At 70.0% G+C, this 22,813-nt stretch carries 17 protein-coding genes; 13 read left to right on the forward strand and 4 right to left on the reverse strand.

All coding sequences use genetic code 11. The features are described from left to right. Window positions 1-2 precede the first annotated feature (2 nt). The 5 genes from ACXAFN_RS02365 to ACXAFN_RS02385 all read left to right on the forward strand — a co-directional run bounded on the left by ACXAFN_RS02365 (window position 3) and on the right by ACXAFN_RS02385 (window position 5,228). Window positions 3-911 carry an iron-siderophore ABC transporter substrate-binding protein gene (locus tag ACXAFN_RS02365; RefSeq protein ID WP_474985843.1) on the forward strand — a complete coding sequence of 303 codons (909 nt, stop codon included), beginning with the start codon at window positions 3-5 and terminating at the stop codon, window positions 909-911. Next, window positions 901-2,904 carry a Fe(3+)-hydroxamate ABC transporter permease FhuB gene (gene fhuB / locus ACXAFN_RS02370; protein ID WP_474985845.1) on the forward strand — a complete coding sequence of 668 codons (2,004 nt, stop codon included), beginning with the start codon at window positions 901-903 and terminating at the stop codon, window positions 2,902-2,904. Before ACXAFN_RS02365 ends, fhuB begins: the two co-directional genes overlap by 11 nt. After that, window positions 2,901-3,584, forward strand: coding sequence for a DUF1007 family protein (locus ACXAFN_RS02375; RefSeq protein ID WP_474985847.1), 684 nt, complete (start codon window positions 2,901-2,903; stop codon window positions 3,582-3,584). Before fhuB ends, ACXAFN_RS02375 begins: the two co-directional genes overlap by 4 nt. After that, window positions 3,569-4,588, forward strand: coding sequence for a nickel/cobalt transporter (locus tag ACXAFN_RS02380; protein WP_474985849.1), 1,020 nt, complete (start codon window positions 3,569-3,571; stop codon window positions 4,586-4,588). Before ACXAFN_RS02375 ends, ACXAFN_RS02380 begins: the two co-directional genes overlap by 16 nt. 82 nt (window positions 4,589-4,670) lie before the next feature. Next, entirely contained in the window at window positions 4,671-5,228 is a 558-nt protein-coding gene (locus ACXAFN_RS02385) for a peptide-methionine (S)-S-oxide reductase (protein WP_474985851.1), read from the forward strand. A 59-nt stretch (window positions 5,229-5,287) separates the two neighbouring features. Here the strand turns inward: ACXAFN_RS02385 and ACXAFN_RS02390 are convergent, their stop codons facing one another. Beyond that, complete coding sequence (locus tag ACXAFN_RS02390) at window positions 5,288-7,339, reverse strand: TonB-dependent siderophore receptor (protein ID WP_474985852.1); 2,052 nt, start codon at window positions 7,337-7,339, stop codon at window positions 5,288-5,290. Window positions 7,340-7,504: 165 nt separating this feature from the next. Then, complete coding sequence (locus ACXAFN_RS02395; protein ID WP_474985853.1) at window positions 7,505-9,175, reverse strand: multidrug ABC transporter permease/ATP-binding protein; 1,671 nt, start codon at window positions 9,173-9,175, stop codon at window positions 7,505-7,507. Between the two features lie 367 nt (window positions 9,176-9,542). On the opposite strand from ACXAFN_RS02395, the gene ACXAFN_RS02400 reads away from it, so the two are divergent. Beyond that, the gene (locus tag ACXAFN_RS02400) at window positions 9,543-11,720 is read left to right on the forward strand and encodes a TonB-dependent receptor (protein ID WP_474985855.1); all 2,178 of its coding nucleotides are present in this window, start codon (window positions 9,543-9,545) and stop codon (window positions 11,718-11,720) included. 104 nt (window positions 11,721-11,824) lie between these two features. Here ACXAFN_RS02400 and ACXAFN_RS02405 read toward each other — a convergent pair whose 3' ends face one another. Beyond that, entirely contained in the window at window positions 11,825-13,054 is a 1,230-nt protein-coding gene (locus ACXAFN_RS02405) for an MFS transporter (RefSeq protein ID WP_474985856.1), read from the reverse strand. 115 nt (window positions 13,055-13,169) lie between these two features. On the opposite strand from ACXAFN_RS02405, the gene ACXAFN_RS02410 reads away from it, so the two are divergent. The 7 genes from ACXAFN_RS02410 to ACXAFN_RS02440 all read left to right on the forward strand — a co-directional run bounded on the left by ACXAFN_RS02410 (window position 13,170) and on the right by ACXAFN_RS02440 (window position 20,782). Continuing rightward, window positions 13,170-14,072, forward strand: a complete 903-nt coding sequence (locus ACXAFN_RS02410; RefSeq protein ID WP_474985858.1) for a LysR substrate-binding domain-containing protein — start codon at window positions 13,170-13,172, stop codon at window positions 14,070-14,072. 178 nt (window positions 14,073-14,250) lie between these two features. Beyond that, a complete protein-coding gene (locus ACXAFN_RS02415; protein WP_474985859.1) occupies window positions 14,251-15,699 on the forward strand; it encodes a DHA2 family efflux MFS transporter permease subunit in 1,449 nt (482 codons plus the stop codon). Beyond that, the gene (locus ACXAFN_RS02420) at window positions 15,696-16,739 is read left to right on the forward strand and encodes an ABC transporter substrate-binding protein (RefSeq protein ID WP_474985861.1); all 1,044 of its coding nucleotides are present in this window, start codon (window positions 15,696-15,698) and stop codon (window positions 16,737-16,739) included. Before ACXAFN_RS02415 ends, ACXAFN_RS02420 begins: the two co-directional genes overlap by 4 nt. Continuing rightward, the gene (locus ACXAFN_RS02425; RefSeq protein ID WP_474985863.1) at window positions 16,733-17,731 is read left to right on the forward strand and encodes a FecCD family ABC transporter permease; all 999 of its coding nucleotides are present in this window, start codon (window positions 16,733-16,735) and stop codon (window positions 17,729-17,731) included. Before ACXAFN_RS02420 ends, ACXAFN_RS02425 begins: the two co-directional genes overlap by 7 nt. Window positions 17,732-17,733: 2 nt before the next feature. Beyond that, on the forward strand, window positions 17,734-18,780 hold the full coding sequence (locus tag ACXAFN_RS02430; RefSeq protein ID WP_474985865.1) for a FecCD family ABC transporter permease: 1,047 nt from the start codon (window positions 17,734-17,736) through the stop codon (window positions 18,778-18,780). 47 nt (window positions 18,781-18,827) lie between these two features. Then, on the forward strand, window positions 18,828-19,451 hold the full coding sequence (locus ACXAFN_RS02435; RefSeq protein ID WP_474985866.1) for an RraA family protein: 624 nt from the start codon (window positions 18,828-18,830) through the stop codon (window positions 19,449-19,451). A 122-nt stretch (window positions 19,452-19,573) separates the two neighbouring features. Then, the gene (locus ACXAFN_RS02440) at window positions 19,574-20,782 is read left to right on the forward strand and encodes an MFS transporter (RefSeq protein WP_474985868.1); all 1,209 of its coding nucleotides are present in this window, start codon (window positions 19,574-19,576) and stop codon (window positions 20,780-20,782) included. Window positions 20,783-20,865: 83 nt separating this feature from the next. Here ACXAFN_RS02440 and ACXAFN_RS02445 read toward each other — a convergent pair whose 3' ends face one another. Next, window positions 20,866-22,806 carry an IucA/IucC family protein gene (locus ACXAFN_RS02445; protein WP_474985870.1) on the reverse strand — a complete coding sequence of 647 codons (1,941 nt, stop codon included), beginning with the start codon at window positions 22,804-22,806 and terminating at the stop codon, window positions 20,866-20,868. Window positions 22,807-22,813 lie beyond the last annotated feature (7 nt).

Consider the following 22,813-nt stretch of genomic DNA (forward strand, 5'->3'; position numbering starts at 1 on the left):
TCTTGCCTGCCCTTCGCCGCCTCCGGCGCCGCGTCGCGCTGCCGCTCGTCGCCCTGCTGACCCTGCTCTGCACCGCCACGTCCCTGGCCCTGCTCTACGCGGGCCCGGCCCTGGCCGCCCCGCCGCGCCTGGCTTCCCTCGACTGGACGGTGGCCGAGACCCTGGTCGCCCTCGGCACGCCACCCGCGGCGGTCGCCCAGGTCGATGCCTATCATGCCTGGGTGGACGAGCCCGCCCTGCCCGACTCGGTCACCGACCTGGGGCTGCGCAGCCAGCCCAACCTCGAGCTGCTGTCCGACCTCGACCCCGAGCGCATCCTGATCTCGCCGATGTTCGCCAACCTCACGCCGCGCCTCGAGCGCATCGCACCGGTGGACAACCTGCCGCTCTACAGCCCCGGTCGCGACACCTGGACGGAGATGCGCGAGCTGACCCGCCGGATCGCCGACATCGTCGAGCGCCCCGAGGCGGCCATCCGGTTGATCGAAGCCACCGAGTCGCGCCTGGCGGCCCTCGGCCGGCGGCTCGACGAGGGCACCCCGCCGCTGCTGGTCGTGCAGTTCATGGATGACCGCCACGTGCGGGTATTCGGCGACAACGGCCTCTACCAGGCGGTGCTGGACCGGCTGGGGCTCACCAACGCCTGGACCGGCACCACCAACGCCTGGGGCTTCTCGCTGGTGCCCATCGAGGCCCTGGCCGGCCTCGATGCCCGGCTGGTGGTGGTCGAGCCCTACCCCGCCGGTGTCCGCGAGGCCCTGGCCGACAGTGGCCTGTGGCAGCGTCTGGTAGGCCAGGGCCGTGGCGCCCCGCTGACCCTGGCCCCGGTCTGGAGCTTCGGCGCCCTGCCCTCGGCGCAGCGCTTCGCCGAACTGCTGGTCGCCGCCCTGGAGAACGACCATGTCCACTGACGCCCTCTCCTCGCCTTGCCCGCCGCGCCGACTGACGCCGGGGCGCGCCTGCCTGCTGCTCGGCCTGGCGCTGACGGCACTGGCACTGGCCCACCTGCACGCCGGCCCCGGCCTGGCAGACGGCCTGACCGCGCTGCGCTCCGTGCCCGGCGCGGCCGCCGACACCCTGGTGCTGCACTTCGCCTGGTGGCCGCGCCTGGCCATGGCGCTGCTGGCCGGCGGCGGCCTGGCGCTGGCCGGGGTGCTGATGCAGCAGGTGCTGCGCAATCCGCTGGCGGCGCCCACCACCCTGGGCGTGGCCAGCGGCGCCAACCTGGGGCTGATGGTCGCCAGCCTGGCGGCACCGGGCCTGCTGGCCCTGGGCCGCGAGTGGGCGGCCCTGGCCGGCGGCGGCCTGGCCATGGGCCTGGTGTTCCTGCTCGCCTGGCGGCGCGGCCTGTCGCCGGTGGTGGTGGTGCTCGGCGGGCTGGTGGTCAACCTCTACCTCGGCGCGCTGGCCATGGTGCTGCTGCTCTTCCACCAGGAGGAGCTCAAGGGGCTGCTGATCTGGGGGGCCGGTTCGCTGGCCCAGAACGGTTGGCAGGACGTCGCCTTCCTGGCCCCGCGCCTGGCGTTGGGCGCCCTGCTCGCCGCCTGGCTGCTGCGCCCGCTGGCGGTGCTGGAGCTGGACGACGCCAGCGCCAAGAGCCTCGGGGTGTCGCTCAAGTGGCTGCGCCTGGGCGGGCTCGGCCTGGCGGTGTTCCTCACCGGCTGCGTGGTCAGCGTGGTCGGCGTGGTCGGCTTCATCGGCCTGGCGGCGCCCAACATCGTGCGCCTGGCCGGGGCTCGTCGGCTGGGAGCCCGACTGATCTGGTCGACGCTGCTGGGCGCCCTGCTGCTGGCGACCACCGACCAGCTGCTGCAGCGCTATGCTGGCATCCTGCCGACGCTGATTCCCACCGGTGCCACCACCGCCGCCCTGGGCGCCCCGCTGCTGCTGTGGCTGATTCCTCGCCTGCGCCTCGCCGGCGAGACGCCGCCTCGGAGCGCCGGGACGGTCGGCACCCGCCACCCGGCCCCGCGACGGCGGGCCGCACTGCTGGCCGCGGCGCTGCTCGGCGTGGCGGTGATCGCCGTCCTCGCCGGCCAGGGCGACGACGGCTGGCAATGGGCCTCGCCGGGCCATGGCGAGCTGCTGCAGTGGCGATGGCCGCGCCTGCTGGCCGCCGCCGGCTGCGGGCTGATGCTGGCCATCGCCGGCACCCTGATCCAGCGCCTGACCGCCAACCCCATGGCCAGCCCCGAGGTGCTCGGCATCAGCGGCGGCAGCGCCATCGCCCTGATGGGGGCGATCTTCCTGCTGCCGGCTCCCGGCAACCTGACGCTGGTCGGGATCGGCACCCTGGGCGCCCTGGTGACCCTGGCGGTGCTGGTGCTGGTCAACCGCAAGAGCGGCTTCCAGCCGGCGCGCCTGCTGCTCACCGGGGTCGCGATCACCGCGCTGTTCGAGGCCATCAAGGCCGTGGTGCTGGCCGGCGGCGACCCGCGCGGCCAGCAGATCATCGCCTGGCTGTCCGGCTCCACCTACTACGTCGACGCCACCAGCGCCTCGGCGGTGGCCGGCGTCGCCCTGCTGCTGGCGCTGGCGGCCGCCCCGCTCGCCCGCTGGCTGGATATCCTGCCGCTGGGCGGCGCCACCGCCGTCGCCCTGGGCATCCCCCTGCGCCGGTCGCGGCTCGCCCTGTTGCTGCTGGTGGCCCTGCTCACCGCGGCCGCCACCCTGGTGGTGGGGCCGCTGTCCTTCGTCGGCCTGCTGGCGCCGCACATGGCCCGGCTGCTAGGCTTCGCCCGCGCCCGGGCCCATCTCGCCGGGGCGGCGCTGGTCGGGGCGCTGCTGATGGTGCTGGCCGACTGGCTGGGCCGCCAGCTGCTGTTCCCCCAGGAGATCCCGGCCGGCCTGGTCGCTTCGCTGCTCGGCGGCGCTTACTTCATGTGGGGACTGAGACGCCTATGAACACGACGCACCTGCCTCGCCGGCGCCCTGCCATGCCGGGCCTCCTCGCCCTCCTGCTGCTGTCGCTGTGGCCGCTGCCGGCCGCGGCCCATCCCCACGGCTGGGTGGACGTCTCGGTGCGGGTGATGATGGATGCACAGGGACGAGCCGAGGCCCTGCAGCAGCGCTGGCGCCTCGATCCCTTCTACAGCCAGCTGCTGCTGGAGGAACTGCGCGCCGCCGAGGGCGAGGCCTCGATGGAGGCACGCCTCGACCGGCTCGGCGTGGAGATACGCCACAACCTCGCGCCCAAGCACTACTTCACCCACGTGACCCGGGACGGCCAGCCGGTCGCCCTCGGCGAGGTCGACGACATCACCACCCTGGCCCGCAATGGCCGCGTCGAGCTGATGTTCCGGCTGCCGCTGGCCACGCCGCAGCCGCTGGACGGGGCGCCGATCCGCTATCGCATCTATGACCCGACCTACTATCTCGAGGTGCTGCACGAGGCGGACGACGAGACGCCCAGGCCGGACGCGCTGCGCGTGGCCGGCGCCGACTGCACCACCCGCATCCTGGCCGCCGATCCCGACCCGGCCAAGGTCGCCGAGGCGGCCAGCCTCGACCGCGGCGAGCAAGGCAGCGAAGGGCTGGGGCGCTTCTTCGCCGAAACGGGAGAAGTGCAATGCAGCCCTCGCTGAAACGCACGACACCTGCGCGGCGCTGGCCCTGGCTGGTAGGGCTCGGCGCGCTGGTCCTGGCGGCGCTGGCCATCGCCTGGCACGTCGCCGGCCAGGGCCTCGGCCTGGAGCTGGTCGCCTGGCAGCGGGACCTGCATCGCGCCCTGACCGAGGCGATCACCCGCCTCAGCGACGCCCCGGGCACGACCGCCTGGCTGAGCCTGCTGGGCCTGAGCTTCGGCTACGGGGTCTTCCATGCCGCCGGCCCCGGCCACGGCAAGGCGGTGCTCGGCACCTACCTGCTCAGCCAGGGCGGGGCGCTGCGCCGGGCGCTGCTGCTGTCCTGCCTGGCCTCGCTGCTGCAGGCGCTGGTGGCCATCGGCCTGGTCACGGTGCTGGTCCACGGCCTGGGCTGGCTGACGCGCCAGGCCATGGGCTCGGTGACCTGGCTCGAGCAGGCCAGCTACCTGCTCGTCGCCCTGCTGGGGGGCTGGCTGTGCTGGCGGGCGCTGGCCGGTCATGGCCACGCCCACCGGGCTAACGCCCATGCTCACGACCACGACCACGACCACGACCACGAGCACGAGCACGACGCGCACGAGTGTGACTGCGCCCATCACCTGACGCCCGACCAGGCCAAGGACTGGCGCGGCGCCCTGGCCGTGGTGGCCTCGATCGGCATGCGCCCCTGCAGCGGCAGCGTGCTGCTGGTCGGCGCCGCTTCCCTGCTGGGGCATTACTGGAGCGGCGTACTGGCGGTGCTGGCCATGGCCGCGGGCACGGCCCTGACGGTCTCGGCGCTGGCACTCGCCAGCGTGATGGCCCGGGACTGGGCCGAGCGCCGCCTCGCGCGCTCGACGCTCGGCTCGGGCATCGAGCGCTGCCTGCGCGCGGCCGGCTTCGCCGGCGGGGCAATCATCCTGATCCTGGGGCTCTCGCTGTTCGTGGCCGGCATGCAGGCCCCCGCGGACCTGCCGCTGCTCGACCCGGCCCCCGCGACATCGCCCTCGCCTTTCGGGGGCTGAGCAAAGGGCAGGAACGTCGACTTCCCGTGGGGCCTGCGCCGGCGTTAGGCTGACGACACGCCTCACCGCCGGTCGCCGCCATATGGTTACCCCCAGCCCGCCCGCTGCTCACACCTCGCCCATCGCCCGGATCGCCCTCAGCGGGGGCTGCTACTGGTGCATGGAGGCGGTCTGCGAGGCACTGCTCGGCGTCGAGACGGCGCTACCCGGTTTCGTCACCTCCCGGGGCGATGCCGCCGGGCCCGTCGAGGCGGTGCGCGTCGATTTCGATCCTCGCCGCCTGCCCCTCGAGGCGCTGATCGCCGCCCATCTGCAGACGCACCACTGCACCGCGAACCATACCCGCCGCGACGCCTACCCCTCGGCGGTCTACTCAAACGAGGCGAGCCGGCGCCGGGCGGCGCGGAAGGCCCTTGCACGCCAGCAGGCCGACTTCGAGGCGCCGCTGGTGACCCGCGTCCTGCCGCTGTCCGGCTTTCGCCCCGCCGCGCCACGCTATCGCCATTACTTCTTCTCCCACCCCGAACGCCCCTTCTGCCAAGCTCGCATTGCCCCCAAGCTCGCGCACTTGCTGGCCCGCTTTCCCGACCGGGTCGACCGGGCACGCCTGGCGGCAGCGGGTCTGGTCGCCCACGACTGACCCGAAACGACCGCGCCCGGCCAGGGGCCGGGCGCGGGAGGCTCGATGAGCGGGGCCGCTCAGAAGCGGTAGCTGAGGCTGCCGATCACGCTGCGCGATTCACCGTAGTAGCACCAGAAATCGCAGCTGGCGACGTACTCTTCATCGGTGATGTTGTTGACGTTGAGCTGCGCCGTCCAGTGACGATCGAAGTCGTAGCGGGCCATGGCATCGCCGACGGTGTAGTCGGGCACGGTGGCATCGCCATCGACCGACTCGCCCACGTAGCGGACGCCCGCGCCCACCGACAGGCCCGTGCCCGCGACATCGTAGTCCAGCCAGGCGGACGCCATGTGGCGGGGAATCAGCGCCGCGCGGTCGTCGTTGGCGTCGCGCGCATCGGTGTAGGTGTAGGCCGCGGTCAGCTGGAGCGCCTCGGTGAGATAGCCCACGCCTTCCAGCTCGACGCCGGTGGCGGTCTTCTCGCCCTCCTGGGCCTGGTAGCCGCCGGGGGTCGTCGCGAAGGAGTTGGACTCCTCGAGGTCGAAGACCGCCGCCGTCAGGTAGCCGTCCCAGTGCGAGGGCGCGACCTTGACCCCGGCCTCCCACTGCTTGCCTTCGATCTCCTCGAAGATGGCACCGGCGGCGTTGGTCTGCGCTTCGGGCTGGAAGGACTCGGTATAGCTGAGGTAGGGATTGATGCCATGGTCGCCGAGATACATCGCGCCCCCGGACCAGGAGGTCGCGGTCTGGGTCTCGTCCACCGTGACATTCAGGCGCTCGGATTCGTTGCGCACGTCGGCGCTGTCGTAGCGCACGGCACCCAGCAGGACCCAGCGATCGTCGATGCGCAGCTGGTCCTGCAGGTAGAGGCCCAGCTGCTCCTTGTCGATTTGCCGGCGGCTCAGCTGGTCGCGGGGCACCGGGGCGATGTCGCCCTGGGGGTCGAAGATGTCGACGACGTCGTAGGCGAAGTTGTCGAACTCACGGCCGTCGAGGCTGAGATCCTGGTAGTCGACCCCGACCAGCAGGGTGTTCTCCGTGCGCTCGGTGTACCACTTGCCCACCATCCGGTTGTCGAGAGTGAAGCTGTCGATCTCGCCGTCGCGCTGCAGGTGGCCGCGGAAGGCCGTCTGCCCGTCCCCGGTGCCGCTAAGGATGTAGGAGCTGCGCAGGTCCAGGTCCAGGTGGCTGTAGCGGAAGTCCTGCTCGAAGGTCCAGGTGTCATCGAGGAAGTGGCGGAACTCGTAGCCGATGGCCGTCTGGGTGCGCTCGTCCTTGTCGTAGTCCGGCGCCCCGTAGTTGGTCTGCGGGTCGACCTTGCCGAAGGGCGTGTCCTGCAGCGTGCCGTAGGCCAGCTTGAACGGGTTGACCGGGATGCCGTCGTCCTTCTGGACGCTGGCCAGCAGCGTGAGCCGGGTGTCGTCGGAGAGGTCCCACTCGAGGCTCGGCGCGAAATAGTAGCGCTCGTTCTCGGTGTCGTTCAGGTCGCCGTCGCGCTCCTTGTAGAGCCCCACCAGGCGATAGCGCACGTCGCCGCTCTCGGTGGCCGGCCCCGAGGTATCGACGGCGAACTGGCGATGGGCGCGGTTGCCGACCTGGACCTCGATCTCGCCCTGGCGCTCGGCGGTGGGGCGCTTGCTGACGGCGTTGATCAGGCCGCCGGACGGCGCCTCGCCATAGAGGATCGAGGCCGGGCCCTTGAACACCTCGACCCGCTCCAGGCCGTAGGGCTCGGGCAGCCACTGGAAATACCCCTGGCGATAGACACGCAGGCCGTCCTGGTAGGTCGCCTGATCGAAGCCGCGGACCTTGAACCAGTCGGTGTTGTTGTCGGCGCCGTAGTGTCCGGACAGCACGCCGGCCCGGTAGCGAAAGGATTCGTCCAGTCGCTGGACGTTGCGTTCGTCGAGTTCGTCACGGTCCACCGAGGATACCGCCCGCGGCGTCTCCACCAGCGGGGTATCCACCTTCAGGGCGGTGGCGCTGACCACCAGGGGATCGGACGCGATATCGGTGACGTCGTCCTGGGCCAGCGCCAGGGAAGACGCGCCGACCAGGGAGAGACCCAGGCCATAGCGGACGGCGGCGGCCAGGGGAGACAGCCGCCACGGGCGGGAGGATGCACGCATGTTGTATGCCTCGGAGAGCGGGGAGCAAGGGAGAGCCAATACGGAACGATATGTTCGACATTAGCGCCTCGCGGATGGTAATCGCTTTTATTTAGATAGGCAATTTCCCTTCCCGCCGCGATCTGCCCCCGGCGGCATCGTGCACTCGCTCCCCCTTCATCATCCTCAGGGCGTCGCTTCGTCCAGCCGTGCCACGGCATCCCGGCTGACCCGCTCCCGTTGATGCCCCGTCAGCTCGCTCAGCCGTCCACCGCGCATTTCCAGCAAACGGTCGGCACGGTCGAAGTAGTGATCGTCGTGGCTGATGGCCAGCACGGTCTTGCCCATGTCCCGCAACCGCGGCAGCAGCTCATGGTAGAAGACGCGTCGGAACTGCGGGTCCTGGTCGGCGGCCCACTCGTCGAGCAGCAGCAGGTCGCGCTGTTCGGCGACGGCCATCAGCAGCGCCAGCCGCTTGCGCTGCCCCTGGGAGAGCTCCGGATTGGTCACGCGCTGGCCCTCGAACGCCAGCTTGTCGCGCATCGCCAGATGTTCGAGCCAGCCCTCGACCAGCGCCGGATCGGGCGTCGCGCCCTCGGGGCCGACCAGGTCCGTGAACTGGTGGAAGTCGGTGAACACCGCGGAGAACCGCTGGCGATACGCCCCCCGGTTGGCCTCGTGCATCGGTTCGCCGTCCAACTGCAGCTCCCCCGCCTCGGGGCGGTACAGGCCGGTCAGCAGCTTGGCCAGGGTCGACTTGCCGCTGCCGTTGCCGCCGATCAGGAACACCAGCTCGCCGCGACGCAGGGTCAAGTCCAGGGGGCCGACCCGGAAGCCCGGCGCCCCGTCGCTGCCGGCATAGGCGAAGCTCACGCCGCGCAGGCTCAGGGTCTGCCAGTCCCCCGCCGGGGCCTCGGCCACCGCGAAGTCCGTCTGCGGCTCGGCCAGCGCCAGCGCGGCGATCTTGTCGAAGGCCACCTGGGCGCTCAGCAGCGTCGGCAGGGCCCCCACCGCCTGGATCAGCGGCGTGCGCAGGAACAGCAGCGTCAGCGAGTAGGTGGCCGCCACCGAGGTACTCGCCCAGCCCAGCCCGTTGGCCAGGTAGAACACCACGCCGATGGCCCCGAGCATCATGATGTTGGACCAGTTGACGGCGCTCAGGTGGTAGGTGTCGGCGCGGATGATCTGCTCGCGGTAGTCGCGGGCATCCGGCTCGTAGCGCTCCCGGTAGAGGCGCCGCGCCCGCCCGCGGTTGAGCGCCAGCTCCTTGCGGCCGTGGATGACCGCCTCGTAGTCGCGATAGAGGCGATCCTCGCTGTCGCGCACCCGGGCCAGGTGCCGGTAGACCCGCGCCACCAGCCAGGAGCCGCCGGCGATGGTGACCACCAGCCACAGGGCCGTCACCGCCAGCAGCCCGGGCGACAGCCAACCCAGGTACAGCGCCGAGCCGAGGGTCAGGATCACCCCCTGCACCAGTTCGGGCAGCCGCACGAAGGCGATGGTGATGTTGCGCACGTCACTCGACAGGCTGGCCAGCAGCTCGGCGCTGCCGAGCCGTTCGAGACGCTCCACCTCGGTGTCCAGGATCTGCTTGACCAGGCGACCGCGCAGGCCGTAGACGAAATGATGTCCCAGGGCGGTCAGCGCCAGCTGGGAGGCCAGGGTCACCACCAGCAGGGCGGCGATCACGCCCAGGAAGGCCGGCAGCACCCCCGTCGGGTCGCCGACCGTCTCGATCAGCCGCCGGTTGATGAAGGCGATGGCGCCGATGCCGAGCCCGGCGCTGGCCAGGCTGAGCAGCATGACGCCGAGGAAGGGCCAGCGATAGTGGCGAAAGACGACGCGCAGCAGTTCCACGAAGCATCCTTGTCCGGAGTGAGGGGGCGAGGGGCATTGTCCGGCCCTGGGCCCCGGCGTCAATGCGCTGCGCGCCCGCACCGCGGCCAAACGGCGTGTTTATGCAGCCCGATTGCAGGAGCAAATGAAAAACGTTATCGTTCGTCTCGCGATTTTTGACGGCCCTACCGGCCACTAACAAGAAAAAGCTTGGGAAGCGCTGAACGAATCGGCGAGCGGATGAAGCGCAAGGCGCCCGCAGCGCAGCAACCGGAGCCTATGGGGTATAGGTGAGGCTTGCGAGCAGCGCGTGACGCAGCGATTCGACCGCGCAGGCATTTGTGCAGTGTTTCCTTATACATCGAATCGAACAAGGGATCTTCCTACCATGTCAATGCCACAACGCCCTCGCCACGCGCGGCTGCGCCTGCTGCCCCTGGCGATCTGCTCCGCCCTGCCCGCCACCGCCCTCGCCCAGGCCACCACCACGGCCGAGTCCACCCAGGCGGCCACCGGCGGCAACGAGCTGAACCCGCTGGTGATTACCGCCACCCGCAATCGCAGCAGCGAAGGCCAGACGCCGCAGAAGACCACCATCATCACCCGCGAGCAGATCGAGCAGCAGCTGGCGATCACCCAGGATCCGAGCCAGGTCCTCAGCAACCTGATCCCCTCCTACTCGCCCAGCCGCCAGAAGCTCAACAACACCGGCGAGACCTTCCGCGGCCGCTCGGTGCTGTTCATGATCGACGGCGTGCCCCAGTCCAACCCGCTGCGTGATGGCGGGCGCGACAGCTACACCATCGACCTGTCCATGGTCGAGCGCATCGAGGTGATCCACGGCGCCAGCGCCGAGCACGGCCTGGGTGCCACCGGCGGCATCATCAACTACGTCACCAAGAAGCCGGACGGCGCCGGCGTCCGCCAGCATGCCGGCATCAGCCTGACCAGCGACGACGACTTCGAGTCGGAGGGCTTCGGCCACAAGCTGGACTACCGCCTGAGCGGCCAGGACGGCGACTGGGACTACGTGGTGGCCGCCAGCCGCCAGGAGCGCGGCATCTATTACGACGGCAACGACGAGATCGTCGGCATGGCCTACCATGGCGAGATCCAGAACTCCGAGAGCTATGATCTGTTCGCCAAGGTGGGCTACTGGATCGACCAGGATCAGAACCTCGAACTGTCGCTGAACCATTTCGATCTCGAGGTCGACGACGACTACGTGCCGGTATCCGGGGATCGCTCCGAGGGCATCGCCACCACGGCGCGCAAGGGCACCCCGGCCAGCGACCCCGGCTACAACGAGGCCACCACCGCCCGGCTGTCCTACTCCCACGGCGACTGGTACGGCAACGAGCTGGATGCACAGCTCTATACCCAGCGTTTCCGCGCCCAGTTCGGCGCCACCGGCCTCGGTTCCTTCCCCTACCAGGACGACGCCGGCAACACCCTGTTCGACCACACCCGCAACGAGTCCGACAAGGTCGGCGCCAAGTTCACCCTCTCCCGGGACGGCCTGCTGAACGACCGCCTGACCCTGACCACCGGCCTCGACCTGTTGCAGGACGAGACCCAGCAGGTGCTGGTGAAGACCGGCCGCAGCTATGTGCCGGAGAGCCAGTTCCGCAATGTCGCGGCCTTCCTGCAGGGCGACTATGACCTGACCGACGCCCTGAGCCTGCACGCCGGGGTCCGCCAGGAGCATGCCAAGCTCAACGTGGACGACTACTCGACCGTGGACCGCAGCACCAGCGTCGAGAACGACCTGGTCGCGGTGGACGGCGGCAACCCGGACTTCGACGAGACGCTGTTCAACGCCGGCATCGTCTACCAGGCCACCGACTGGGCCCAGCTCTACGCCAACTACTCCGAGGGCTTCGGCATGCCCGACGTGGGCCGGGTGCTGCGCGGCGTCAGCACCCCCGGCCAGGACGTCGACACCCTGATCGACCTCTCGCCCATCGTTACCGACAACCGCGAGATCGGTGCCCGCTTCGACTGGGACCGCTACGGCCTCGAGCTCAGCTACTACGAGTCCAACTCCGACCTCGGCCAGCGCATCCGGCCCGATGCCCAGGGCAACTACCGGGTCCAGCGCGAGAAGACCGAGATCCAGGGCTTCGAGGTCACCGGCGAGGCCCGGGTGAGCGATGCCCACCAGCTGCGCCTCACCTATACCCACGCCGAGGGCGAGTCCGACTCCGATGGCGACGGCAGCGTGGACACCAAGCTGACCGGCCGCGACATCGCCCCGGACACCCTCAAGCTGGCCTGGAGCGCGGCCTGGAACGACAAGCTCTCCACCCACCTGCAGTACAGCCGCTACTTCGACCGCAGCTTCGACGACCCGGCGATCGAGTTCGACGGCTATGGCCTGTTCGATGCCTCCCTGGCCTATCGCCTGCCGGTGGGTCGCGCCAGCCTGGGCGTGGAGAACCTCACCGACGAGGACTACTTCACCTACTACTCGCAGTCGTTCCCCCAGTCGTCCGCGCTGGAAGACGACCTGTACTTCAAGGGCCGCGGCCGCACCCTCACCCTGAGCTATCAGCTCGACTTCTGATCCAATCCGTCAGATCGAGCTGGACCGACGAACGGCGCCCCGGGGCGCCGTTTTTCGTTTCTTCACGCTTCTGTCGACGACCGGCCCAGGCGGTCACGCGGTGCCTATGCCGATGCCGGCCGCCCCTTATCCAGGGCAGGACGCTCACTGATCGGCCAGTGCAGTGCCACGGCGACCAGGCTCAGGGCGACGGCCGTCCACCACAGGCTGTCGTAGCTGCCCGTCGTCTCGAAGAGCCAGCCGCCCAGCCAGACGCCGCTGAAGCTGCCGAGCTGGTGCCCCAGGAAGACCACCCCGTACAGGGTCGCCATGTAGCGAGTGCCGAACATCGCCGCGACCAGCCCCGTGGTCGGCGGGACGGTGGCCAGCCACAGCAGTCCCATGACGGCGCTGAACCCCAGCACCGAGGGCAGGCTCAACGGCAGTAACAGGAACAGCGTGGTGGCGACGGCGCGTCCGCCATAGATCACGATCAGCACCGCACGCATGGAGAAACGTCCGGAACAGGTCCCCGACAATAGTGCGCCGACCACGTTGCAGAGGCCGATCAGGCTGATCGACCAGGCGGCGACGGTCGGGTCGAAGCCGGCATCGGCGAGGAAGGGCGGCAAGTGCACCGTGATGAAGCCGATATGAAAGCCGCAGACGAAGAATCCCATCGTCAACAGCCAATAGGAGGCATGGCCACGCGCCAGGCTCAGGGTCTCGCGAAGACGTTGCTCGGCCTGAGGGGCCCCCGGCTGCGGGCTCCCGGCTCCCCGACGGGCCGCCAGCGGCATGGCCAGAACCGCCATGCCCAGCGCCATCAAGGCCATCACGTGCAAGGCGCCACTCCAGCCGAGGCCATCGATCAGCCGCTGGATCACCGGCACCAGCAGGAACTGGCCCATGGAACCCGCGGCCGTGCCCACGCCCAGCACCGTCTGTCGCTGGGAAGGCGCCACGGCCCGCGCCATCGCCGGCAGGACAATGCCGAAGGCAGTACCCGCCACCCCCGCCCCGACCAGGAAGCCGGCGCCACCGTTCAGTGCCCAGACCGACGCCACATCGGCGGTCACCCAGAGCCCCAGGGCATACAGCGCGGCGCCGGCGACCAGCACCTTGACGTTGCCGAAGCGGTCGGCCAGTCCGCCCGCCAGCACCGCGATCACCCCCCAGGCGAGATTCTGGATCGCCAGGGCCAGCCCGATGACGTCGCGGCCCCAGCCGTTGACGTCCTGGATCGGCTGCACGAACAGGCCGAAGCTCGAGCGCAGGCCGAAGGACAGCATCAGCAGCAGACAGCCACTGACGATCAGCCACAGGCTGGCGGCTGGCAGGCGGGAGATGGACATGGCGCTCCTCCGGGGTTGGCGAACGAGGATGGTGAACGAGAAGCGCCATCTTCGGAGAGCCCGAGCCGCTTAACAAGCTAGAAATCTTGGCCACATGAATGAGAAAATCCATGTCATGAGCCAGCCACCCCTGAAGGCGATCCAGTGTTTCTGCCTGGCCGCCCGCCATCTCAGCTTCAAGCAGGCCGCCGCGGAAATGGCCGTGACGGCCGGCGCCGTGAGCCAGCAGGTCAAGCTCCTGGAACATTGGCTGGGATTCTCGCTGTTCCGACGACGCGCTCGATCTATCGCCCTGACCGAAGCGGGCAACGCCTACTACCACCGGGTCGTCCCGCTCATGGAGGAGCTGGTGGGCGTCAGCCAGGGCATCCAGCAAATCGACCGCGCCCGCGTCGTCGGACTGGCGGTGCCTCCCGGCCTGGCATCGTTCTATCTCGGCCCCTTGCTGCCGACGCTGCGGGAGCGCTTTCCCGATATCGAGCTGCATGTCTATGCGTCCTCTCTGCTGCATGAACTGCAGGAGAGCGGCAGCGACCTGGCATTGCGCTACCTGACCCGCCCCGATGACACGCTGGACTGCACCCGGTTGGCGACGCTCGAGGTGTTTCCCGTCTGCAGCCGACGCTACCTCGAGGCCTTCCCCGGGCTGAAGGAGGGCAAGCTCGATGGCACCACCCTGATCCACGATAGCCTGCATCAGGACTGGAATCGCATGAGCCACGTCCACGAGCTGTCGGCCCAGCGCCTGGGGCACCTGCATTGCGACCTGTCCGTGCTGGCCCTGCAGGCCGCCGAACGGAGCCTGGGCGTCGCCCTGGTCGACGGCATGCTCGGCCGCCAACCCCTGGCCTCGGGTCGCCTCGTCCAACCGTTCGTTGCCTCCTTGCCCGCGCGACGACACCTGTATCTGGTGCACCGGCTTTCGCCGGAACCGACGCCGCGCGCCGAGCGGGTCAAGCAGTGGTTGATCGACAGATGGCAGCACGACGCCGAGGTGGACGCCCCTGGGGCCCACTGAGGGCGCCGGGGCCATGGCCTTGCCCGCGGCCCGCAGGATATGGCTGCGATGCTCCCGCCCGGCGCAATTGATAATGTTTTGCATCTAAGCCTTCGACATGGCACTATCTTGCCCCCACGACGCCCCGTGCAGGGCCGTTGCCCCCGGCAGCATCGCCTGCCCCGCCGAGTGAGAGTTCATGCCGAGTGCTTCCACGCATGGCGGAAGGGTATTGATCAGCGTGCTGCTGGGTACCTTTACCGTCAGCCTCAACAACAGCGCCCTGAACCTGGCCGTGGCCGAGCTGATGGCCACCTTCGAGGCCCGCGCCAGCGAGGTCAGCTGGGTGGTGACGCTGTTCATGATCGCCATGGGCATGACCATGCCGCTGACCGGCTACCTGGCCGACCGCTTCGGCCGCCGGCGCATCTACCTGCTGGGCCTGTGGGGGTTCCTGGCCGGCTCCGCGCTCGGCGCCCTGGCCCAGAGCCTGGCCGGCATCATCCTCGCCCGCGGCCTGCAGGGCGTGGCGGCGGGACTGATGATTCCCCTGTCGCTGTCGCTGATCTTCTCCGCCTACCCCACCGATCAGCGCGGTCGGGCCAGCGGCATCTGGGGCTTCGCGGTGATGATCGCCCCGGCCATCGGCCCGAGCGTCGGCGGGCTGCTGCTCGAGATCAGCCACTGGCGGGCGCTGTTCGTGATGAACATGCCCTTCGCGCTGCTGGGGCTCGTGTGCGGCTATCGCTATCTTCCCGCCGAGGCCGCCAACCGTCGGCGTCGCTTCGACCTGCCCGGCTTCGTCGCCATCACCCTGGGCATGGGCGCGGTGCTGTTCTCGCTGAGCCGGGTGGACACCCTGGCCGACCTGGGGCAGGCCCGGGTGCTGGCGCCGCTGGCGGCCGGCCTGCTGGCACTTGCGCTGTTCGTGCGCCTCGCGCGGCGCTCCGAGTCGCCGCTGCTCGACCTGTCGCTGTTCGCCCATGGCGGCTATCGGCTCAGCGTCGTGCTGGCCTGCCTGCAGTCGATCATCCTGTTCGGCTGCATCCTGCTGGTGCCGCTGTGGATGCAGGCCACGCTGGGCTTCGGCCCGCTGACCACCGGGCTGGTATTCCTCGCCACCGCGCTGGCCGCCTCCGGCTGCTCACCGGTGGCGGGACGCCTGATCGACCGCTACCCGCCCCAGTGGTGCATCGGCGCCGGCCTGCTGCTCACCCTGGCCAGCCTGATCGGCCTCGCCACCCTGAGCGAGGCCACCCCGGTGTGGGTCATCTCGGCCTGGATGGGCCTGCGCGGCCTCGGCCTGGGCGGCGCCTACCTGCCTTCCACCACCGTGGGCATGAAGGACCTGCCCGAGCACAGCGTCGCCCAGGCCTCGGCGATGAACAACATGGCTCGCCGGCTGGTCTCGTCCCTCGGCCTCGTCGCGCTTTCCCTCTACTACGACACCGCCGTGCAGGCCGCCCTGCAACGGGGCATGCCCTACACCGAGGCGAGCGCCGATGCCCTCCACCACGCCTTCCTGGCCCTGGCGGCGATCGCCGCGCTGTGCCTGCCGCTGGCCTGGCGACTGGGGCGGACCGTGACGGCCCCGGCCCGGGCATCCGGACACGACCTGCCGACCGCACCCGCCAGGAGGCCGCAATGACCCCCCACGCTCGAGCCCGACGCCGATGGCCGGCCGCACTGCTGGCGGCCCTGCTACCGCTGGGAGCCACCGCTGCCGACGGTGGCCATCGCGTCGACCATGCCTTCGGCGACACGCAGATTCCCGCCACCCCGCAGCGCATCGTCACCCTCTACCAGGGCGCGACGGACAGCGCGGTGGCGCTGGGCATCACCCCGGTGGGCGTCGTCGAGGCCTGGCTGGAGAAGCCCATGTACCGCTACCTGCGCGACGACCTGGCCGGCGTCGAACACGTCGGCCTGGAGACCCAGCCCAACCTGGAGAAGATCGCCTGGCTGGACCCGGACCTGATCGTGGCCACGCGCTTTCGCCACGAGCGGGTCCGACCGCTGCTGACGCAGATCGCCCCCACGGTGGCCACCGACACCGTCTTCGACTTCAAGGCCAGCCTGGCGCTGCTGGCCGAGGCCACCGGCCGCGAGGCCCGCGCCGGGGAGCTGCTGCGCGCCTGGGACGCCCGGGTGGCGGACTTTCGCCGACGCATCGCTGCGACCCTGGGCGACGCCTGGCCCCAGAAGGCCGCCGTGGTGCGCTTCAAGAGCGACCACGTGCGGCTCTACTCCACCGGCTTCGCCGGCTCGATCCTCGATGAGCTGGGCTTCGAACAGCCGGATGCCGTGCAGGACCAGGGCTGGGGCATGAAGCTGACCAGCGAGGAGAACATCCCGGTGCTCAACGCCGACGTGATCTTCGTGCTGCTCGAGCCCGACCCGGCCATCGCCCGCAACTACCGCCACTGGCGCTCACACCCCCTGTGGCAGCGGCTGGACGCCGTCGAGGCCGAGCGGGTCTTCGAGGTGGATGCGGTGAACTGGATAATGGGCGGCGGCATCCTGGCCGCCAATGCCATGCTGGACGACCTCTACCGCCACTACGGGCTGGAGGATCCCGTCGAGGACGAGGCGCCTGGCGCGGCCGGGGCGGGCGAATCGAGCGCAGCGGCCGGCTGCTCCGCCGGGACCGGGGCCCGGCCCCATGACGCGGGGGGCGCGGCATGCTGAACCGTGGTATCACCCGGAGTCTGGGCCTGCTGCTGGGCCTGGCGCTGACCGCCGCGGCCTTCGCGGCCAGCGTCATGCTGGGCACCACCGAGATCGCCGCGCCGACCTTCGTCCAGGCGCTGCTGCACTACGACCCCGCCCGGGTCGCGCACATCATCATTGCCACCGAGCGCCTGCCCCGGGCGGTGATCGCCGCCCTGGTCGGCGCCAGCCTGGCCATCGCCGGCGCCCTGATGCAAACCATGACCCGCAACCCCCTGGCCTCGCCGGGCCTGCTCGGCATCAACGCAGGGGCCATGTTCTTCGTGGTGATCGCGGTCTCGCTGCTGCCCCTTCATGCACCGGCCCAATACGTCTGGGCGGCGCTGCTGGGGGCCCTGGTCGCGGCCTGCCTGGTGGTCGCGCTGAGCCGTGGCCGCCATGGCGAGCTGTCGCCGCTGCGGGTGGTGCTGGCGGGCGTGGCCATCACCGCCATGTTCGTCTCCTTCAGCCAGGGCCTGCTGATCATCGACCGGCAGAGCTTCGAGAGCGTGCTCTACTGGCTGGCCGGCTCGGTGTCCGGGCGCGAGCTGTCGCTGGTGGTGCCGCTGCTGCCGCTGTTCGGCGGCGCCCTGCTGCTGTGCGCCCTGCTCGTGCGCCACGCCAATGCGCTGCTGCTGGGCGACGACATGGTCAAGGGGCTCGGCATGCGCGCCGGCACCATCAAGCTGCTGCTCGGCCTGGCGGTGATCCTGCTGGCCGGCGGCTCGGTGGCGCTGGCCGGCATGATCGGCTTCGTCGGACTGATCGTGCCCCACATGGCGCGGGGGCTCTTCGGCGTCGACCACCGCTGGCTGCTGCCGGCCTGCGCCCTGCTGGGCGCCAGCCTGCTGCTGCTGGCCGACGTGGCCTCGCGCTTCTTGATGGCGCCGCAGGATGTCCCGGTGGGGGTGATGACCGCGCTGATCGGCACGCCCTTCTTCATCTACCTGGCACGCAGGAAACCGGCCTGACCATGTCTCACTCCCTGCCCCTGACCGGCGCAGACGCCGCCGGCCTCGACACCCGGCGATGGCGCGACCTGGCCATCGCGAGTCTGCTCGGGCTGCTGCTGGTGGCAAGCATAGGCCTGTCGCTCTCCCTCGGCAGCTTTCCCACCCCGTTCGGGAAGGTGCTGCACGCCCTCGCCGCCCCCGCGGACAGCGACATCGCCTTCATCGTCTGGGAGCTGCGCCTGCCGCGCATCGTGCTGGCCGTGCTGGTGGGCGCGGCACTGGCGGTGGCCGGCGCCATCCTCCAGGGCATCGTGCGCAACCCGCTGGCCTCGCCGGACGTGATCGGCATCACCAGCGGCGGCGCCTTGGCCGCCGTGGCCTTCCTGGCCCTGTTCGGCGGCGTACTGAGCGTCCACTGGCTGCCGGCCGCCGCGCTTACCGGCGCGCTGCTGACGGCCCTGTTGGTGTTCCTGCTGGCCTGGCGGCGCGGCATCACGCCCTCGCGCATGGTGCTGGTCGGCATCGGCCTCTCCGCGGCGATGGGCGCCATCACCACCCTGCTGGTCGTGATCAGCGACGATGCCGCCGCCATGACCGCCTACGTGTGGCTGACCGGCAGCCTCTACGCCGCCCAGTGGCAGGACGTGCTGGGCATGCTGCCCTGGCTGCTGGTGGCCGTGCCGCTGTGCCTGACCCGAGCGCGGCACATGGATGCCCTGGCGCTGGGCGATCACGTGGCCCAGGGGCTCGGCGTGAAGGTGCTGCACAGCCGGCTGGTGCTGATGGCCTGCAGCGTGGCCCTGGCGGGGGCGGCCGTGGCCTTCGCCGGCGGGCTCAGCTTCGTCGGCCTGATCGCGCCGCACATCGCGTCGCGGCTGGTGGGGCGCGGCTTCGCCCGGCTGGTGCCCGCCGCCGCCCTGATCGGCGCCCTGATCGTGCTCTACGCCGACCTGCTCGGCCGGGTGGCCTTCCTGCCCAAGGACCTGCCCGCCGGCATCTTCGTCTCGGGCGTCGGCGCGCCCTTCTTCGTCTACCTGCTGCATCGGACGCGCTACCACCGTTACTGAAACGCCGCGCGGGTCATCACAGCTCGCGGCAAGCATGAGGAAGGCCCATGTTCCATATCGCCCCCCGCCAGGACACCGTCACGCAGCGACAACGGCAACGCTATCGGGATCTCGCCACCTCCACCCTGGGGCACTTCACCGACTTCGGCGCCATCGTCTCGCTGTCGCCGCTTCAGCGCCCCGTGCGGCTGCTCGGCACCGCCCTGACGGTGAAGATTCCCCACGTCGATGGCAGCATCATTCGCGAGGCGCTGAAGCTGGCCTGCCCCGGCGACGTGCTGGTGATCGACGTGTCCGGCGATGAGCGCCGCGCCTGCTGGGGCGAGTTCCGGGCCTACGCGGCGCTGCGCAAGGGGCTCGCCGGGGTGGTCACCAACGGCGCCATCACCGACCGGGACGCCCTGTCCCGGCTGCCCCTGCCCACCTACGCCCGCGCGACCAGCCCCCTGACCACCCGGGCCCTGGAGCTGGAGGGCGAGATCAACGTCCCGGTGGCCATCGACGGCGTCGCGATCACGCCGGGCGACCTGGTGGTGGGCGACGACGACGGTCTCTTCGTCATCCCGCCCCACCGCGCCGACGCCCTGGCCGAGGCCGCCGAGGCCAAGCAGGCCCGGGAGCAGGAAAAACGCCAGGCCCTCGAGGCCGAGTTTCCCGAGTGGTTCCGCTAAGCACGCCATCCCGGTGACAAGCCGGGGTCGCGCCACTTTTCTGCGCCTCCGCCACCATGGAAGGCACGCTGTTTCGGGCAGCCCCCGACGGCAGTGCCAGGGCGCATCGTTAAGGAAAAAACGTGACGGCCACCACCCTCTCCAAGCGCCAGCTCCCCATGGGCATCTGGATCCTGGGATTCGTCAGTCTCTTGATGGATGTTTCGTCTGAAATCATTCACAGCCTCTTACCCCTCTACCTGGTCTCCGTGCTTGGCGCCAGTGCCCTCATGGTCGGGCTGATCGAAGGCACCGCCAAGGCGACAGCGCCCATCATCAAGGTATTCTCGGGCGCGCTGAGCGATTACCTGGGTAAACGCAAGGGGTTGGCCATCATCGGATACGGGCTGGGCGCTCTTACCAAGCCCGTGTTTGCCCTCGCGCCGGGCCTGGGATGGATTCTGGCGGCTCGGTTTGCGGATCGTGTCGGAAAAGGGATCAGAGGCGCGCCGCGCGATGCACTGGTCGCCGATCTCGCGCCCCCCCATTTACGCGGCGCCGCCTATGGCCTGCGCCAATCCCTGGATACGGTGGGCGCGTTCACCGGCCCACTGTTGGCCATCGGCTTGATGCTGCTTTGGGAAAATGACTACAAGGCCGTATTTGGGGTAGCGGTCATTCCCGCGGCACTGGCGGTAGTGCTGCTGATTGTGGGCATTCGAGAGCCGGCAAAGCCGGTTGAAGAACGACGGGCCAACCCTATCAGTCGCGCGAGCCTGAAGCGGCTGAGCCGTGCCTATTGGACGGTCGTGGCCATTGGCGCCCTGTTTGCGTTGGCGCGTTTTAGCGAAGCCTTCCTGCTGCTGCGAGCGGAAGACGGCGGCCTGGGCGTCGCCTGGCTGCCCATGGTCCTGGTCGTCATGAACCTCGCCTATTCGTTGTCCGCCTACCCCTTCGGCAAGCTCTCCGATCGCATGGACCACCGCCAATTGCTGATCATGGGCCTGGTCGTCTTGGCCATGGCCGACGCGATCCTGGCCATCGGAGACCACTGGCTGTGGACCCTCGCGGGTGCCATGACCTGGGGGCTGCATCTGGGGATGACACAGGGGCTACTGGCCACCATGGTCGCCGATGCCGCCCCCAGGGCCTTGCGCGGTACGGCATTCGGCTTCTTCAACCTGGTCAATGGCGGCGCCCTGTTCATGGCGAGCGCGGTTGCAGGCCTTCTGTGGACGTGGGCAGGCCCCTCCTTCACTTTCTATGCGGGGGCCATGTTCTGCCTGTTGACCATCGGCGTGATCGCCTTGCAGAAGGAGATCGCCTTCGCGGCCAGGCCGCCAGGACGGTGAGACAATGGCGAAGCCCCTATCCCATGAAAAAACCGCCCGACGGATGATCCGTCGGGCGGTGTCGGTCTCGGCCGTTGGTCGGCTCAGGCCTCGGTCAGCGCCTCGGGCGCCTCGTCACGGGCCCGCCGCCGTACCCGCAGGAAGGGGTTGCAGGTCGTGCTGGTGCCGAAGGGCATGCTGCCCGGCCCGCCGGCCCGCTCGATGATCGGCGCGATGAGCCGCTTGTAGGGCCACTGCTCGCGGACGAAGAGTTGCTCCTCGAGCATCTCGCGGTCACGCTGCTCGAAGGGAATGGCCTCGATCCTCGCCTCGAGGCGAGCGGCCATCTCCCGCCACAGCTCGTGGCGCGACAGCGCATAGTGATCCGCCAGGGCGTCGATGATCGCCCGCAGGTTGACCTGGATCGCCAGGGTCTGCAGCCAGAACAGCAGCGCCTCGAGGCTGTCGTGGTAGAGGGTGTTGGCATGGCCGGGCTTGATGCAGTAGCAGGGGTCCTGCATGCCGTGCCGCTCCAGGCGGGCGACGCTGATGCGCAGCGAGTCGTGGTCGCGCAGCAGCAGCCCCTGGCACCGGCCTTCCTTGAACACCAGCACGGCATTCTGGCCATGCACCTCCGCCAGCATGCCGAGGCGGAACATCCGCAGGTTGATGTCGAAGAAGGTGTCGCAGAGCTCGCCGAACAGCGCTAGCACCGCGGCCGGCGTCGCCGCCATGCCGCGCCCGGCCAGCCAGTCGTCGAACACATGGTGCTCGCCCCCCGGCAGCGGGGTGCCCAGGGTCGCCATGGGCACCAGGCGCACGGCGGGGTCGTCCAGCAGCGCCGCAGGGTAGCTTCTCACCATGGCCGAGAGGTGCCGCGGCGCCTCGTCGAACAGCGTCGCCTCCTCGGGCATGTAGGCCCACCACTTGCCCTCGTCGCACAGGTGAAGGTCGTCGGCGAGCCGGGCGTCCTTCTGCCTGGCCTGGTGCAGCAACCGGGCGCTGAGGTCGCCGTTGAGCATCTTGACCGCCGGCAGGTAGCGGGAGGCGCCCAGCGAATGGATGGCCATCGGCAGCTTCAGGTAATGCGGGCTCGCCGAGGTGGGCGCCAGCGAGCGCAGCGAGGAGGTGGCGAGCCAGGGCTCGCTGACCGCGTCCAGGGTAACGCAGTCGCCCGCCGCGAAGGCCGCGTCCAGCCAGCGGGGCAGCGCATGCTCGTGCTGCCAGGGGTGCACGGGAATGGCGACGTGGCTGTGGGCCAGGCCCCGCGACGCCATCTCCTCCTCCAGGACCCGGCGGCTCTCGTCGCCGGCGAGCCACTGCACCGGCGGCGGGCAGGCCGCATCGACGCCGGCGCCGGTCATCACGCGATCGCGGGCCATGGCCACCCAGCGCAGTCGGATGGGGGCGTCGAACTCGGCCATGTAGGCGCGATACTCGGCCTCGCCGAGGCCCTGCTTGGCCTTGGCCGTGGGATGATAGGGCCTGTCGAGCAGCGAGGCCCACTGCTCCATGATCGCGAAGTGCTCCGCCGTGCCCCGTGCCGGCAGGTCGCGGGTCGCCACCCGGTGATCCACCGAGCTTGCCGCCTGCCAGAGGCTGTCGGCGAGCGCCTGGAGGAACACCCGTTGCCCCGGGCTCGGGTCTTGATTCAGGGCCTGGTCGTCGCCCTCCGCCGCGGCCCCGCAGACCCGGCGCATCAAGGCCACGGGGTCGAGGGGTGTTCCCTCCCCGCGGTCGTGATCCCACAGGATCACCGGGGTATGAGGCACCTTCTCCCAGTCTTGGGCGATGCCCGGGCGCAGCAGCAGGACGATGTCGTGGCGCGCGTCCTGCGGCCAGCACCAGAGGCGCAGCTCGGGATCATCGAGGTGGGGCCGGAACCCCGGCAGGCGAGCGAGGCCCTCGTCGGCCTTGCTGGCCGGCTGCCGGGTCGCGCCGAGCCCATCCAGCAGGCCCTCGACCAGCAGGCCGTCGACCAGCGACTGCAGGATCTGCGCCTCGGCATGGCACTTGGCATGGCGCGGGGCATCGAGAGTGTTCATGGTCGTG

The sequence above is a fragment of the Halomonas sp. ABH4_019 genome (assembly GCF_056159885.1).